Genomic DNA, 520 nt, shown 5'->3' with positions numbered 1-520 from the left:
TTAGGGCCTAGTACTTTTGGAATGGAAATACTTTCCAACACCAAAAATTCTAGACCCGATAAAATTAGTGATTTCCTGATAATTGAATGGGATATTGGTGGTGTTAATATGAGGAATCATGGTCAATATCTGATTATGATCAATAGGGATCATACCAACGTAGAAGTTGTTTAAATCAATAACGGTCAAAGAATTAGGAACACGCAGTTTAAGCGCTTCTTGGGCTAAAGCTTTCATATTATAGGCATTATTATCAGATATTAAAGTAATATCACTGCCTTCACAAAGGTAGAAATCTGCTGAAGCAACATTACCAAGTAGCTGAAAAGTTGACTGATTCATGATATCTCCCTGACTATTTACAAAAAAGTGCTTTATTTTGCAGAATTAGTCATGTTAATTTTTCTTCTGCTAGTATATAATAAAAATTATGGTAGATCAATATAATTGATCCGGAAGGAGTTTATAATGGAAGAAAAGAAATTACATTATAAAATGTATAAAGATGGCAAAAAATTCG

1 protein-coding gene is annotated in these 520 nt (G+C 31.5%); it reads right to left on the bottom strand.

The genetic code is table 11. The features are described from left to right. Complete coding sequence (locus IV55_RS10710) at positions 1–342, bottom strand: hypothetical protein (RefSeq protein ID WP_014919559.1); 342 nt, start codon at positions 340–342, stop codon at positions 1–3. Between the last annotated feature and the right edge of the window lie 178 nt (positions 343–520).

It is taken from the genome of Furfurilactobacillus siliginis (assembly GCF_001437435.1).
Lineage (GTDB): Bacteria > Bacillota > Bacilli > Lactobacillales > Lactobacillaceae > Furfurilactobacillus > Furfurilactobacillus siliginis.
Note: the sequence above shows the minus strand (reverse complement) of the source record. Positions and strands in the feature narration are given on the sequence as shown.

Bases quoted from the DNA above. Each gene is read 5' to 3' on its own strand.
- IV55_RS10710 (WP_014919559.1), bottom strand. From the start codon at position 342: ATGAATCAGTCAACTTTTCAGCTACTTGGTAATGTTGCTTCAGCAGAT.